The 15,888-nt window shown below is 62.0% G+C and carries 11 protein-coding genes; 9 read left to right on the forward strand and 2 right to left on the reverse strand.

Annotation, left to right across the window (positions count from 1 at the left end; all coding sequences use genetic code 11):
• The first annotated feature begins 122 nt into the window (after positions 1-122).
• From BLO50_RS06150 to selO, 4 genes are all read left to right on the forward strand, one after another.
• Positions 123-1,925, forward strand: coding sequence for an acyl-CoA dehydrogenase (locus BLO50_RS06150; RefSeq protein WP_090249870.1), 1,803 nt, complete (start codon positions 123-125; stop codon positions 1,923-1,925).
• 140 nt (positions 1,926-2,065) lie between these two features.
• The gene (locus BLO50_RS06155) at positions 2,066-3,811 is read left to right on the forward strand and encodes a potassium/proton antiporter (protein WP_090251299.1); all 1,746 of its coding nucleotides are present in this window, start codon (positions 2,066-2,068) and stop codon (positions 3,809-3,811) included.
• 144 nt (positions 3,812-3,955) lie between these two features.
• Positions 3,956-7,315, forward strand: coding sequence for a mechanosensitive channel MscK (gene mscK, locus BLO50_RS06160; RefSeq protein ID WP_090249872.1), 3,360 nt, complete (start codon positions 3,956-3,958; stop codon positions 7,313-7,315).
• A gap of 75 nt (positions 7,316-7,390) precedes the next feature.
• Entirely contained in the window at positions 7,391-8,851 is a 1,461-nt protein-coding gene (gene selO / locus BLO50_RS06165) for a protein adenylyltransferase SelO (RefSeq protein ID WP_090249875.1), read from the forward strand.
• Positions 8,852-8,858: 7 nt separating this feature from the next.
• On the opposite strand, the gene BLO50_RS06170 is transcribed toward selO, so the two are convergent.
• The gene (locus BLO50_RS06170) at positions 8,859-9,554 is read right to left on the reverse strand and encodes an aspartate/glutamate racemase family protein (protein ID WP_090249878.1); all 696 of its coding nucleotides are present in this window, start codon (positions 9,552-9,554) and stop codon (positions 8,859-8,861) included.
• Positions 9,555-9,791: 237 nt separating this feature from the next.
• Between BLO50_RS06170 and BLO50_RS06175 the strand changes: the two genes are divergently transcribed.
• The 5 genes from BLO50_RS06175 (at position 9,792) to BLO50_RS06195 (ending at position 14,911) form a co-directional block, all read left to right on the forward strand.
• The gene (locus BLO50_RS06175) at positions 9,792-11,588 is read left to right on the forward strand and encodes an SLC13 family permease (protein ID WP_090249880.1); all 1,797 of its coding nucleotides are present in this window, start codon (positions 9,792-9,794) and stop codon (positions 11,586-11,588) included.
• A 123-nt stretch (positions 11,589-11,711) separates the two neighbouring features.
• On the forward strand, positions 11,712-12,989 hold the full coding sequence (locus BLO50_RS06180) for a bifunctional O-acetylhomoserine aminocarboxypropyltransferase/cysteine synthase (RefSeq protein WP_090249883.1): 1,278 nt from the start codon (positions 11,712-11,714) through the stop codon (positions 12,987-12,989).
• Between the two features lie 60 nt (positions 12,990-13,049).
• Positions 13,050-13,484, forward strand: coding sequence for a thioredoxin TrxC (trxC, locus tag BLO50_RS06185; RefSeq protein WP_090249885.1), 435 nt, complete (start codon positions 13,050-13,052; stop codon positions 13,482-13,484).
• A 94-nt stretch (positions 13,485-13,578) separates the two neighbouring features.
• Entirely contained in the window at positions 13,579-14,022 is a 444-nt protein-coding gene (locus BLO50_RS06190; RefSeq protein WP_090249887.1) for a YiiD C-terminal domain-containing protein, read from the forward strand.
• Between the two features lie 88 nt (positions 14,023-14,110).
• Positions 14,111-14,911 (forward strand): universal stress protein, encoded by an 801-nt coding sequence (locus BLO50_RS06195; protein WP_090249890.1) that lies wholly within the window; start codon positions 14,111-14,113, stop codon positions 14,909-14,911.
• Positions 14,912-14,973: 62 nt separating this feature from the next.
• On the opposite strand, the gene BLO50_RS06200 is transcribed toward BLO50_RS06195, so the two are convergent.
• Positions 14,974-15,747: a ParA family protein gene (locus tag BLO50_RS06200; protein WP_090249893.1), complete on the reverse strand. Its 774-nt coding sequence runs from the start codon at positions 15,745-15,747 to the stop codon at positions 14,974-14,976.
• Positions 15,748-15,888: the final 141 nt, after the last annotated feature.

The following is a 15,888-nucleotide window of genomic DNA, read 5'->3' on the forward strand; positions in this document are numbered from 1 at the left end:
AAAGCGTCACCCACCCTACCCGACCGCTCCGGCCCAACGCCCCGTTATCACGCTTATTAATAGTGCTGGGAGCCGCACGTGCAGCTGCTTAGACTCGGCTCATCGCAACCGGAGGTACACCCATGTCCGAGTCTCTGCTCAGTTCCCGCAACCTGGCCTTTGAGCTGTATGAAGTGCTGGACGCCGAAGGCCTGACCCAGCGTGAACGTTTCGCTGAACACAGCCGCGAAACCTTTGACGCGGCCATCGACACCGCCCGCAGCATCGCGGAAAACCTGTTCGCCCCGCACAACCGCAAGAATGACGAACACGAGCCGGAGTACGTCGACGGCGCAGCGGTGCTGATCCCCGAAGTGAAACCGGCGGTGGATGCCTTCCTCGAGGCCGGCTTCCTCAACGCCACCCGCGAATTCGACGTCGGCGGCATGCAGCTGCCCAACCTGTTGTCGCAGGCCTGCTTCGCCCACTTCCAGTCGGCCAACGCGGCGACCACTTCGTACCCGTTCCTGACCATGGGCGCGGCCAACCTGATCGAGAACTTCGGCACGACCGAGCAGAAGCAGCGCTTTCTGCAGCCGATGATCGACGGCCGCTTCTTCGGCACCATGGCCCTGACCGAACCGCATGCCGGCTCCTCGCTGTCGGACATCCGCACCCGCGCCGAACCAGCCGAAGACGGCACCTACCGGCTCAAGGGCAACAAGATCTTTATCTCCGGTGGCGACCACCCACTGTCGGAAAACATCGTGCACATGGTGCTGGCCAAGCTGCCGGATGCCCCGGCGGGCGTTAAAGGCATCAGCCTGTTTATCGTGCCGAAGTTTCTGGTCAACGATGACGGCAGCCTGGGCAAGCGCAACGACGTGGTCCTGGCCGGGCTGTTCCACAAGATGGGCTGGCGCGGCACCACCTCTACCGCGCTGAACTTTGGTGATAACGGCGACTGCGTCGGCTACCTGGTGGGCAAACCGCACCATGGCCTGAGCTACATGTTCCAGATGATGAACGAGGCGCGTATCGGCGTCGGTATGGGTGCCGTGATGCTGGGTTACGCCGGTTACCTGTACTCGCTGGACTACGCCCGCCAGCGCCCGCAAGGCCGCTTGCCCGATGGCAAGGACCCGACCTCCAGCCAGGTGGCGATCATCGAGCACGCTGACGTGCGGCGCATGCTGCTGACGCAGAAAGCCTACGTGGAAGGTTCCTTCGACCTCGGTCTGTACGCCGCGCGGCTGTTCGACGACACCCTGACCCTGGAGACCGAGGAAGAACGGCGCATCGCCCTTGAGCTGCTCGACTTGCTCACCCCGATCGTCAAATCCTGGCCGTCGGAGTTCTGCCTCAAAGCCAACGAGCTGGCCATCCAGATTCTCGGCGGTCACGGCTACACCCGCGATTACCCGGTGGAGCAGTACTACCGCGATAACCGCCTCAATCCGATCCATGAAGGCACCCACGGCATCCAGTCCCTCGACCTGCTCGGCCGCAAGGTCTCGATGAACGGCGGTGCAGCACTTAAGCAGCTGCTCAAGCTGATCCACGGCACCTGCCAACGCGCCGAAGCCCACGCCTCGCTGACCGCCCTGCGCCAGCCGCTGGAGCAACTGCTGGCACGCCTGCAAACCGTGACCCTGGCGCTGCTGGGTGACCTGATGAGCGGCAAGGTCAACGAAGGCCTGGCCAACTCGGCGCTGTACCTGAAGGTGTTCGGCCATACCGTGATCGGCTGGCGCTGGCTGGAACAGGCAATCCGCGCTGAGGAAGGCTTGGCGAAAGGCAATGCCAGCGATGTCGACTTCTACCAGGGCAAGCTGCAGGCCGCGCGTTACTTCCTGACCTGGGAAGTGCCGAGCTGCCACCACGACCTGGCGATTCTCGAAGCCCGCGACGACACCTGCCTGGGCATGCAGGACGCCTGGTTCTGAATCAAGCGAAACGCTGTTGAAGCTGACGCCCCGCTGAACACGGGGCGTTTTTTTTGAGCGCAGCTTAAAGGCAGCGGTTAGAATCTCTGGCACGCGCCATGCATAGTGGCACGCTCACCAACCCGCACGGAGTACGCGCCTTGGATGCCAGCACCATCAACAACCTGTTTTTGATCGGTGGCTTACTGGTAGCAATGAGCATTCTGGTGAGCGCATTCGGCTCACGCTTCGGCATCCCCATTCTGGTGATCTTTCTCGGCGTCGGCATGCTCGCCGGCACCGATGGCCCTGGCGGTATTGTCTTCAACAATTACTCCACCGCTTACCTGGTCGGCAACCTGGCGCTGGCGATCATTCTGCTCGATGGCGGCATGCGCACGCGAGTCTCCAGCTTTCGCGTGGCCTTGTGGCCGTCTCTCTCCCTGGCCACCGCCGGCGTACTGATCACTGCCGGGCTGACCGGAGTAGCCGCAGCCTGGCTGTTCAACCTGAGCCTGCTAGAGGGTCTGCTGATCGGCGCCATCGTCGGCTCCACGGATGCTGCAGCGGTATTCAGCCTGCTCGGCGGGCGCGGCCTCAATGAGCGGGTCAGCGCCACTTTGGAGATCGAATCCGGCAGCAACGATCCAATGGCGGTGTTTCTCACCGTCACCCTGATCGAGATGCTTGCCAGCGGCGAATCCGGCTTTAGCTGGATCTTCGTCGTGCACCTGCTCGAGCAATTCGGCATCGGCGGCCTGCTCGGCCTCGGTGGCGGCTGGCTGCTGCTGCAGGTGGTCAACCGCATCAGCCTGGCCAACGGTCTTTATCCGTTGCTGGTGGTCAGCGGGGGGATCATGATCTTCGCCATCACCACCGCCGTCGGTGGCAGCGGTATCCTCGCCATCTACCTGTGCGGCCTGCTGCTTGGCAACCGGCCAATCCGCTCGCGCCACGGCATTTTGCATATGCTCGATGGCCTGACCTGGTTGGCACAGATCGCGATGTTTCTGGTCCTCGGCCTGCTGGTCACGCCACACGAACTGCTGCCGATCATCTTGCCGGCCCTCGGCTTGGCGTTGTGGATGATTCTGTTCGCCAGGCCGCTTTCAGTGTTTATCGGCCTGTTGCCGTTTCGCGCCTTCCACGACCGCGAGAAAGCCTTTATCGCCTGGGTGGGCCTGCGCGGTGCGGTGCCTATCATTCTCGCGGTATTCCCACTGATGGCCGGCTTGCCGAATGCCCAACTGTTCTTCAACGTGGCGTTCTTTATCGTCTTGGTGTCGCTGGTACTGCAGGGCACCAGCCTGCCATTTGCCGCCAAGTTGTTGCGCGTCACCGTCCCACCAGAGCCCGCACCGGTATCGCGCGCCGGCCTGGAAGTGCACCCAACCAGCCAGTGGGAGCTGTTTATCTACCGCCTCGGTGCGGAAAAATGGTGCATCGGCGCGCCGTTGCGTGAACTGAAGATGCCCGAAGGCACGCGTATCGCCGCGCTGTTCCGTGGCAAGGAGCTGCTGCACCCATCAGGCAGCACGACTCTGGATGCCGGCGATCTGCTCTGCGTGGTTGGCCACGAACACGACTTACCCGGCCTAGGCAAGCTGTTCAGCCAGGCGCCCACCCGTGGCCAGGATCTGCGTTTCTTCGGTGATTTCGTACTGGAAGGCGATGCCGAGCTGGCCGCCATCGCCGCACTCTACGGCCTGCAACTGGAAGGCGCAGAAGGCCAGCTACATCTGGGCCGCTTTATCGCCCACAAGATTGGCGGCTCGCCGGTAATCGGCGACCAGGTGGAATGGCAAGGCCTGACCTGGACAGTGGCCGCCATGGAAGGGAACAAGATCCGCAAGGTAGGCGTCAGATTCCCCGAAGGCAGTCGCCCAGTCCCTGGGCTCTTCCTTTAAACGCCGGGTTACGCGCCAGCGCTGTTGCGTTAAAAAGCGCAGCACAAGAGCGTAATCTAGCGCCCAAGAGCCGTTATATGCGGCACAGGCGCTTAGCCAGGCGCCTGTTAAACTCAGCCTCTTTTCGAGCCAACGATCGTCACTATGCCCTCTCTTCGCACTTATCTTGCCGTCGCACTGCTCGGGCTGTGCCTGAGCGCCCCGCTGCTCCAGGCCGCCGAGCCACCTAGCCGGGCTGACGTACAAAGCAGCCTGGACAACCTGGCCGACCGCAAGCTGCCGGAAGCCGAGCAGCTGGCCGTCAAGCAGACCCTGGAGAAAACCCTGGCGCTGCTGGATGAAAAAGCCGACAGCGAGCAGCGCCGCGCCGACCTCGAGAAACAGCTGCAGCAAGCCCCACGTCTGATTGGCGAGGCGCAGCGCGATTACGAGCGACTGAAAAACAGCACGCCCACCCAGGTCAATCTGCGCTACGGCAAAAGCACACTGCCGCAGCTCGAACAATTGCTCGCCGATCGCAACGCACAACTCAACGAGTGGCAGAAGCAGATCATCGAGGCCAATAGCCTGGTGATCACCGCGCAGACTCGCCCGGAACGCGCCCAGGCAGAAATCAGCGGCAACCAGACCCGCAGCCAGGAAATCAACAGCATTCTGAAAAGCGGCCGCGATGCCAGCAAACCGCTGAGCAACGAGCGGCGTAACCAGCTGAATGCCGAACTGGCCAAGCTTGATGCGCAAACGCAGCTGCGCCGCCAGGAACTGGCCGGCAACAGCCTGCTGCAGGACCTCGGTAACAGCCGCCGCAGCCTGCTGGAAGAGCGCATAAAACGCCTCGAACAGGAACTGCTCGACCTGCAGAACCTGATCAATGAAAAGCGCCGCGACGTCTCCGAACAAACCCTCGCCGAACAGTCACGTGAGGTCGAAAAGGCCGGCACCGACAGCCTGCTGGCACAGGAAAGCGCAATCAACCTGAAGCTCTCCGATTACCTGCTGCGCGCCACCGATCGGCTCAATGAACTGACCCGCCTGAATCTGCAGACCAAACAGCAACTCGACAGCCTGAGCCAGAGCGACCAGGCCCTGGAAGAGCAGATCAGCGTGCTGCAAGGCAGCCTGCTGCTCTCGCGCATCCTCTATAAGCAGCAGCAAGCCCTGCCGACGCTGAAGATCGACAGCAACCTGCCCGACCAGATCGCCGACCTGCGCCTGTACCAGTTCGAGCTCAACCAACAGCGCGAAGCCATCAACAACCCCAGCGTGTATGTCGACAACTTGCTCAGCGCCCAGCCTAACGAGGCCGACAACCAGGCCCTGCGCACCGACCTGCTGGCCATCGCCGATACCCGCCGCGAGCTGATCGACCGTCTTAACCGTGAGCTGAACGCCCTGCTCAACGAGTCGATCACCCTGCAGCTGAATCAGAAGCAGCTGAAAACCACAGCAGAAACTCTGCGCGCCACCCTCGACGAGCAGATGTTCTGGATCCCCAGCAACAAACCGCTGGATCTGGAGTGGATCAAGTCCGTGCCGCGCCTGCTCGAACGGCAGATTGCTGAACTGCCCTGGGGCTCCAACCTGCGCCAGCTGGGTGCAGGCCTGACCGAACGGCCGCTGCTGTTTCTACCGTTGCTGCTGCTGATTGGCGTGCTGCTGTGGCGCCGCGGCTACCTGTACCGCAAGCTCGCCGAGCTGCATCAGGACATCGGCCACTTCAAACGCGACAGCCAATTGCACACGCCGATGGCGATCATGCTCAACGTATTGCTGGCCCTGCCCGGCACGCTGTTTCTGGCGCTGTGCGGCTTCGCCCTGCAAATGGATGCCCGCGGACAGAACGCCAACCTGGGTGAGGCGCTGTTCCAGATGGCCCAAGCCTGGCTGGTGTTCTACACCCTGTACCGCATCCTCGCCGATGGTGGCGTGGCCGAGCTGCACTTCCGCTGGGGCCGCTCACAGGTGGCGTTCCTGCATCGCCAGGTACGCCGTCTGGGTCTGGTGGTCATGGCCATGGTCGCCGTGGTCACGGTGGCCAAGCACCAACCGGCCGGCCTGGGCGATGACGTGATCGGCCTGACCGTGGTGCTGACCTGCTACGCACTGATGGTCTGGCTGCTGCACAAACTGCTACTCACCGGCCCGGCCCGCGAGCATGCCTCAGCCTTCCGCATGCTGATCGGCATCGGCTTAAGCCTGCTGCCATTGGCGCTGATCATCGCGGTCGGCCTCGGCTACTACTACACCGCACTGAAACTCAGTGACCGCCTGATCAACACCCTGTATCTGCTGGTGATCTGGCTGGTCATCGAGGCCACCTTCGTGCGCGGCCTGGGCGTGGCAGCACGTCGCCTGGCGTACCAGCGCGCCACGGCCAAACGCCAGGCACAGAGCAAGGACAGCGGCGAAGGCACGGAAACCGTGGTCGAGGAGCCGACCCTGGATATCGAACAGGTCAACCAGCAGTCGCTGCGCCTGATTCGCCTGGCCCTGCTCGGCACCTTTATCGCGGGCCTGTACTGGGTCTGGGCGGACCTGATCTCGGTGTTTGCCTACCTCGACAACATCGCCCTCTACCAATACAGCAGCGGCAGCGGTGATGCCGCCACCCTGGTGCCGATCAGCCTCAGTGATGTGCTCGGCGCCTTGGTAATCGTCGGTATCACCATCGCCCTGGGCCGCAACCTACCCGGCCTGCTCGAAGTGCTGGTGCTGTCCAGGCTGAACCTGGCCCAGGGCAGCGCCTACGCCACCACCACCCTGCTGTCCTACCTGATCGTAGCCATCGGCTTTGTTACCACCCTGTCGACCCTCGGCGTCAGCTGGGACAAATTGCAGTGGCTGGTCGCCGCCCTGTCGGTAGGCCTGGGCTTTGGCTTGCAGGAAATCTTCGCCAACTTTATTTCCGGCCTGATCATCCTGTTCGAACGTCCGGTGCGCATCGGCGACGTGGTGACCATCGGCAACCTGTCCGGCACCGTGAGCAAAATCCGCATCCGCGCCACCACCATCACCGATTTCGACCGCAAAGAAATCATCGTGCCGAACAAGACCTTCGTCACCGACCAGCTGATCAACTGGTCGCTCAACGACACAGTTACCCGGGTGATCATCAAGGTCGGCGTAGCCTACGAAACTGACCTGCCACTGGCGCGTAAGCTGATGATGCAGGCCGCAGAGGAAAACCCGCGGGTACTGCGCGATCCAGCGCCGCTGCTGTTCTTCCTGACCATTAGCGCCAGCACCTTCGACTACGAGCTGCGCTTCCATGTGCGCGAGCTGGGCGACCGCAACGCCGCCACCGATGAAATCCTCACGCGTATCGCCCTGAGCTTCCGTGAGCACAACGTGGAAATGGCCTTCAACCAGGTCGAGGTGATGATCAAGAACCTGCACGGCCAGGAACTCAACCTGACCACCGGACAAATGGTGGCCGCCACGGCGGCCGCCGATGCGCAGCAGGGACAATTACCACCACCGACACCTGCAATCGACCCGCAGTAGCTTGCCGCCAGGCCCGCCAGCGCGGGCTGCCACCTCATCACTGCCGGGCCGTATGTGCCCGGCTGGAGCCTGACCGTGAAGCCGCTTATCGAGCTGCAGTTCGACAATCGTTTTGCCCGCCTCGGCGACGTATTTTCCACCCATGTGTTGCCCGAGCCGATTGCCGAGCCGCGCCTGGTCGTTGCCAGCCCGGCCGCCATGGCCTTGCTTGATCTGGACCCGAGTGAAGCCGAGAGCGAAGTGTTTGCGCAGATCTTCGCCGGGCACAAGCTGTGGAGCACCGCCGAGCCACGCGCCATGGTCTATTCCGGGCATCAGTTCGGCGGCTACAACCCGCGCCTGGGCGATGGCCGTGGCCTGCTGCTGGGTGAGGTCATCAACGACGCCGGCGAGTACTGGGACCTGCATCTGAAAGGTGCCGGACAAACGCCCTACTCGCGCATGGGCGACGGCCGCGCCGTGCTGCGTTCATCGATCCGCGAGTTTCTCGCCAGTGAACACCTGCACGCCCTCGGCATCCCCAGCTCGCGGGCACTGTGCGTGACCGGCTCCAGCACGCCGGTGTGGCGGGAGAAGCAGGAACGCGCGGCGATGGTGTTGCGCTTGGCGCCCAGTCATATCCGCTTCGGTCACTTCGAGTACTTCTATTACACCCAGCAACATGAGCAACTCAAACAGCTGGCCGAGCATGTGCTGCACTGCCACTACGCCGACTGTTTGCAGCAGGAACAGCCGTATCTGGCAATGTTCCGCGAAGTCATCGAACGCAACGCCACGATGATCGCCTACTGGCAGGCCTATGGTTTCTGTCACGGGGTGATGAACACCGACAACATGTCGATCCTCGGCATCACCTTCGATTACGGCCCCTACGCCTTTCTCGATGATTTCGATGCCCAGCACATCTGCAACCATTCCGATGACACCGGCCGTTACTCGTTCAGCAATCAGGTGCCCATTGCCCAGTGGAACCTCGCCGCCCTCGGCCAGGCCCTGGTACCGCTGGTCGATGTCGACGCGCTACGGGAAACCCTCGGTCTGTTCCTGCCGTTGTACCAGGCGCATTACCTCGACCTGATGCGCAAGCGCCTGGGCCTGCTCAGTGCAGATGAGGGCGATGAAGCCCTGGTGCAGCGCCTGCTGCAACTGATGCAGAGCAGCGCGGTGGATTACACCCTGTTCTTCCGCGAGCTCGGCGACAGCCCGGCCGCGCAAGCCTTAGCGCGTCTGCGCGACGATTTCACCGACCTGGCTGGTTTCGATGCCTGGGCCGCTGACTACCTCGCGCGCAGTGCACGCGATGGTGACGACACGGAGCAACGCCGCATGCGCATGCACGCGGTCAACCCTAAGTACATCTTGCGCAACTACCTGGCGCAGCAAGTGATCGAGGCCGCCGAGCAAGGCAACTACGCCCCGGTGCGCGAACTGCATCAAGTGCTATCGCAGCCCTTCGACGAGCAGCCCGGCTTCGAACGCTACGCCCAGCGCCCGCCGGAATGGGGCAAACACCTGGAAATCAGCTGCTCGTCTTGAGCAGCGCTCAAGCCCCCAACATCCATTCCAACCCCATGGCTACATGCAGCTCAGTGCTGTCGAGCAGCGGCAGTGAGGCGTCCAGGCCATCGAGCAGCAAACCGATCTCGGTGCAGCCGAGGATGGCCACCTCGGCGCCCTGGGTTTGCAGCGTGCGCAAGCAGTCCAGATAGAACGCCCGCGCCTGCGGCAGAAACTGGCCCTGGCACAGCTCGGCAAAGATCACCCGGTCGATTTCCGTCATCTGCGCCGCGTCCGGCGTAATCACCTCAATCGCAAAGCGCTGGGCCAGACGCTGGCGGTAGAAGTCCTCCTGCATGGTAAAACGCGTGCCGAGCAAAGCCGCGCGGCGCACACCCTGGCGCTGCAGCGCCTGGCCAACCGCATCACCAATATGCAGCAGAGGTATCTGCACCGCCGCCTCAATGGCCGGCGCCACCTTGTGCATGGTGTTAGTGGCCAACAGCAGGGCCGTGGCTCCAGCCGGCTCAAGGCCCTGAGCCGCCTGCGCCAGCATCTGCCCAGCCGCCTGCCAGTCGCCACACCGCTGCAGCTCGGCGATCTCGGCAAAGTCCACTGAATGCAGCAGCAAGGGCGCCGAATGCAAACCACCGAGGCGCTCACGCACGCCCTGGTTGAGCAAACGGTAATAGCTGGCCGTCGACTCCCAACTCATGCCACCCAGAATGCCTAACTGCCGCATATCACCTCCTGCTCGATAAAGCCTTGAGCCTAATCCGCCACCGCTCCAGCGCACAGGCACAGTGCGCGGCAGAGCGGTCGGTACAGCCTTATCTATTAAATCGAAAAGGCATATAAACCTTTCCAAACATTCTTAGACTCTCTAAGCAGCAACCCTTATCTTCTCCGCCTTGCGTGGCCGCCCCGTCTGGATTGGCGTGCCCGATACCTCACACGAGATTCAACGCTAAGGATGTTCATGTTCTGGGACTCTCTTCCCCTGCCCCTGCTGTTTGTCGGTGCCCTGCTGATCTGGGTGCTGTACGCCTTTGTGCGCGAGAAGTGGAGCCCGGACATCGTCGCGGCCATCGCCGTGGCTGCGCTGCTGATTACCCAACTGCTGACGCCTGGGGAAGTACTCAGCGTACTGAGCAACTCGGCGCCAGTGACCATCGCCTGCATGTTCGTGCTCTCCGCCGCGCTGGAGCGCACCGGCTGCATCGATGCTCTGGGCAACTGGCTGGGCGACCTAGTCGGCACCAGCCCGATCCGCGTGCTTACCGGCCTGACCGTCACCGCCCTGGTGATCTCAGCCTTCCTGAATAACACCCCGGTGGTGGCCATTCTCACTCCGGTGGCGATTTCCCTGGCACGCAGAGCCGGCACCTTCCCCTCGAAGCTGCTGATTCCTCTGTCCTACGCCACCATCCTCGGCGGCACCCTGACCATGATCGGCACCTCGACCAACATTCTGGTCGATGGCGTGGCGCGCAAAGCCGGCCTTGAGCCTTTTGGCATGTTTGAAATTACCGGTGCCGGGCTGATCATGGCCGCCTTCGGCATGGCCTACCTGCTGACCATCGGCCATCGCCTGTTGCCTGAGCGCGAAACCCTGTCCAAGCAGCTGCGTCCGAACCTCGACCGCACCTTTATGACCGAGCTGCTGGTGCCACACAACTCACCGGTAATCGGCAAAACCCTGCACGAAGCCAACCTCAACGGTGGCAGTGGCCTGCAGGTGCTGAAAATCTTCCGTGACGAGCAAGAGCTCACCGAACCGGCCCACGACACCCTGCTGGTGGCGGGCGACCAGCTGGTGCTGCACGGCCAGGTCAAGGATGTGGTGGAGCTGCGCGAAAGTGGCCACCTGACGTTCAACCGCAGCGATGCCTTCGAAACCATCAGCAGCCACGACGTAATCCTCGCCGAGGCGATAGTCGGGCGTAACTCGCGCTACAGCCACCGGCCGATGCGCGACCTCGACCTGACCGCGCGCTACGGCATCGCCGTGCTCGCCGTGCACCGTCAGGATGAGAACATCCAGGGCAACCTGGATGACTTCGAACTGCAGTTCGGCGACGTAATGCTGGTGGAAGGTACGCCGACGCAGATCAAGCGTTTTGCCGATAACGGCGAGCTGATCAGCCTCAACGCCGTGCAAGAGCGTGCGTTCCGCCGCGACAAGGCACCAATTGCGATCATCGCCACCCTGGCGGTGATGATCCTCGCCGCGTTTGGCGTAATGCCCATCGAGGGCCTGGCGATCATCGGCGCGGTGACCGTACTGGCGACCCGCTGCCTGGACGTGGAAGACGCCTACAAGGCCGTCGACTGGAAGATCCTCAGCCTGATTTTCGGCATGCTGGCCATCAGCATCGCCATGGACAAGGTCGGCCTGGTCAGCCTGATGGTCAGCAATGTCATGGGCCTGATGCCCTGGGCCGGCCCGCTGCTGATGCTGTCGTTTATCTACCTGTTCACTTCGATCCTGACCGAAGTGCTGTCAAACAATGCGGTGGCGGTACTGGTCACGCCGATTGCCATCGGCATGGCCCAGCACCTGGGTGTCGACCCACGCGCCTTTGTGGTCGCGGTGATGTTCGCCGCCAGCGCCAGCTTCGCCACGCCCATCGGCTATCAGACCAACACATTTGTGTACAACGCCGGCGGCTACCGCTTTACCGACTTTATGAAGATCGGCATTCCACTCAATCTGCTGCTGTGGGTTGTGGCCAGTTTTGTAATCCCCTGGTTCTTCCCGCTGACGCCGGTTTGACGGCATAAGCGGCGAACACATCGATCTAACCCAAGGCCCGATTCATTGCTCCAGCGCATTGACCGGGCCTTCTTGCTTTGGCCATGCTGCGGGTCTTTCAAACTGCCCTGAAGGAACGCGCGCATGAAATTGGAAACCCTGGCCATCCACGCCGGTTACAGCCCTGACCCGACCACCAAGGCGGTGGCGGTGCCGATCTACCAAACCAGCTCCTTTGCCTTCGACGACACCCAGCACGGTGCCGATCTGTTCGACCTGAAGGTCGCCGGCAACATCTACTCGCGGATCATGAACCCGACCAACGCCGTGCTCGAAGAGCGCGTGGCTGCGCTGGAAGGCGGCGTCGGCGCGCTGGCCGTGGCCTCGGGCATGGCCGCGATCACCTACGCGATCCAGACCGTCGCCGAAGCCGGTGACAACATCGTCTCGGTGGCCAAGCTCTACGGCGGCACCTACAACCTGCTGGCCCACACCCTGCCGCGCTTCGGCATCCAGACCCGCTTTGCCGCCCACGATGACATCGCCGCCCTCGAAGCGCTGATCGACGACAAAACCAAAGCCGTGTTCTGCGAGTCCATCGGCAACCCGGCCGGCAATATCGTCGATCTGGCCGCACTGGCCGCCGCTGCGCACCGCCATGGCGTGCCGCTGATCGTCGACAACACCGTGGCCACGCCGATTCTCTGCCGCCCGTTCGAGCATGGCGCCGATATCGTCGTGCATTCGCTGACCAAGTACATCGGCGGCCACGGCACCAGCATCGGCGGCATCGTGGTGGATTCCGGCAAATTCCCCTGGGCCGACAACAAGGCGCGCTTCCCGCTGCTCAACACCCCGGATCCTTCCTATCACGGCGTGACCTACACCGAAGCCTTCGGCCCGGCGGCCTTTATCGGCCGCTGCCGCGTGGTGCCGTTGCGCAACACCGGCGCGGCGCTGTCGCCGTTCAATGCCTTCCTGATTCTACAAGGCCTGGAAACCCTGGCCTTGCGCATGGAGCGCCACTGCGAGAATGCGCTGAAGGTCGCCCATTACCTGCAAAATCATCCACAGGTGGCGTGGGTGAAATACGCTGGCCTGCCCGATCACCCCGAGCACGCCCTGGCGCAGCGTTTCTGCGGCGGTAAACCGGCCTCGATCCTGTCCTTTGGCATTGTTGGCGGCCAGGCCGCAGGCGCGCGCTTTATCGATGCACTGCAGTTAGTGGTGCGTTTGGTGAATATCGGCGATGCCAAATCGTTGGCCTGCCACCCGGCCTCGACCACTCACCGCCAGCTGAATGATGAAGAGCTGGAGCGCGCCGGCGTACCGCGCGACATGGTGCGCCTGTCGATCGGTATCGAGCACAGCGACGACATCCTCGCCGACCTGGCCCAGGCTCTGGACGCCGCGGCGGGCTGATCGCCCTTGATATCCGCACAAGCGACTCCAGATAAGGGATAACCGCCTCTGGAGTCGCCCATGTCCAACCCTCTGCTGATCCCTTGTCCACACTGCAACGGCCTTAACCGCATTCCCGCCGAGCGCCTGGGCGATGCGCCGCGCTGCGGCCGTTGCAAATCGGAGGTGCTACCCAGCACACCGTTCGAACTGACCCAGGCCAACTTTGATGCGCAGAACAAAGGCGACCTGCCGTTGCTGATTGATGTCTGGGCCAGTTGGTGCGGCCCTTGCCGCAGCTTTGCTCCGATCTATGAGCAGGCCGCCGCGCAGCTGCAAGGCCACTGCCGTCTGAGCAAGCTGGACAGCGAAGCCAACCCTCAGCTGTCGGCTGAAATGGGCATTCGCTCGATCCCTACGCTGATCCTGCTCAAGGGCGGCATCGAAGTGGCTCGCCAGAGTGGCGCGCTGCCCTTGCCGCAATTGCTCGGCTGGTTGCGTCAGCAGGGCATCTGAGCGGATTGGTCAATCGACCGGCAGCCTTGCGGTCATTACCCTGCCATCGACCAACCCTTAGGCTGGCTGCACAACAATAATTGTGGAGCCAAGCATGACGATGCCTATCGAACTGGTGCGCCAGCTCACCGAAGAACAGATTGCCTTTGTCCAGCGCAGCGGGCTCAAGGCCGAAGTGCTGGAAGTCGGCCACGTGCGCCTGCTGATGCCGCTGGCGGGCAACCAGAACCATATCGGCAGCATGTACGCCGGCGCGCTGTTCACCCTGGCAGAAATTCCCGGCGGTGCGCTGTTCCTCACCAGCTTCGATGCCCAGCGCTTTTACCCCATCATCAAGGAAATGAACCTGCGCTTTCGCCGCCCGGCAACCGGCGATATTCGAGTCGAGGCACACCTTGCAGCAGAGGAAATCCAGCAGCTGCAAAAACAGGCAACAGAACTGGGCAAAGCCGAGTATGTTTTACAGTTGCAGCTAACCGATGAGAGTGGTGAAGTAGTGGCCGAGAGTCGCGGCCTTTACCAATTGCGCGCACGCTGACACCTGACCTTGCCCTAGGTCAAAAGTCCAGCTATGACTCGAGGTCACAATAAATGTGCCGACATGCATCGGCAGGAGAACGCCGACCATGCCCAGCCACATCCTTATTGCCCACGACCTGCGCGACACTGCCGACATGGCGCTGTGCCGCGCCACCCAGCTGGCCAAGCAATTCAACGCCAAACTGACCATCCTGCATGTGCTCGACCCGAGCAAAAGTAGCCAAGAACATGAGCAGGCCAAGCAGGCGCTTGACCGCAGCCTGACCCAATACGCACCACCCGGCAGCCAACTGCTGATCCGCACAGGCATCAAACCGTCGGAAGTGGTGCTGCAACAGCTTAATGAGCTGGGTTGCGACTTGCTGGTACTCGGCGGCCATCACCAGCGCCACGACTTCTTCTCCGGCACCAGCCTCGACCGCATTGCCCGCAACTGTCCGGTGCCACTGCTGCTGGTAGCGCGTAACGATTTCAAGCCATACCAGCGTGCACTGGCGGCCATCGATTTCTCACTCTGCGCCTGCAGCGCCCTCGGCCAGGCCTACCGCCTGCTACCGGAAACGGCCGAACTGCATGCCCTGCACGTCTTCGAGCCAGACAAGGGCACGCCCAAGCAGGTTGAAGCGCAACTGACCACGCAAAAAGCCCTGATCAATCAGCTGCTGGAAGATGAAGCGCAGAACCTGCCAGAGAAAGGCCCGACCTTGACTCACTCGGTGGAGCAAGGCGGCATCCTGCGCTGCCTGCAAGCACGCCTGAAGAGCACCAATACCGAACTGCTGGTACTCGGCAGCCACGGCCGCAGCGCACTGTCGCAAGCATTGCTCGGCAGCCTGGCGCAGCACTTCCTGCACAAGGCGCCCTGCGACATCTACGTCGTCAGGTAGGTAGGTTTTCTACGCCCAACAAAAAAGCTGCCTAGGCAGCTTTTTTGCTATCCAGACTCAACTCAATCAGCGCTGTTAAGCAGGTCATGCAGCTCGACAAACTGCTGAGTCAACTTGTGATTGCGATCCAGGTAGATCAGCGGCGTGCAGGCCTGGTGCGATTCGCGCATCTTCACCGAACTCATCAGGTTGACCGGCAGCACCGGCAGACCCTCGGCAATCAGCTCATCGAGTAGCTGCTGCGGCAGGCTGGCGCGCGGCTGGAACTGGTTGACCACGATGCCTTCGACTTCCAGGCCCTCGTTGTGGTCTTCCTTGAGTTCTTCGATTTCGCGCAGCAGGCCATACAGCGCCTGGCGCGAGAAGCTGTCGCAGTCAAACGGAATCAACACGCGGTCAGCCGCGATCAACGCGGAGACGGTGTAGAAATTCAGCGCAGGTGGGGTATCGAGGTAGATGCGCTCGTAGTCTTCACTGAGGTCTTCGAGCAGTTTGCGCAGCTTGTTGATCTTGTGTTTTTGCTCAAGCTTCGGCTGCAGGTCGGCCAACTCGGCGGTGGCGGTGACCACATGCAGGTTGTCGAACGGCGTCTCGTAGATATCCACGCTGCCCTTCTTGCCGAACGGTGCCGATGACAGCGTGCCTTTAAAGAACTCGGCAATGCCCATGGGGATGTCCTCACCGGTCAGGCCGGTGAGGTAATGGGTGGAGTTGGCCTGGGCGTCCAGGTCGATCAGCAGCGTGCGATAGCCCTGGGAAGCACTGACCGCGGCCAGGTTGCAGGCAATACTGGACTTCCCCACACCGCCCTTCTGATTGAAGATCACGCGCCGCATGAAATACCCCCTGAATCCCGCATAAACCCCGAAATGGTCCCGGATTCTATGCAAACTACGTGACAAGGGCGAGATTTTCGGCAAAACCCCGCCGCCTCCGGTCAGAACAGCAGGCCATAGATTTGCGCACGGCCCGTACGG

Origin of the sequence: Pseudomonas peli, from assembly GCF_900099645.1 — a bacterium.
In the GTDB taxonomy this organism is placed as follows: Bacteria; Pseudomonadota; Gammaproteobacteria; order Pseudomonadales; family Pseudomonadaceae; genus Aquipseudomonas; species Aquipseudomonas peli.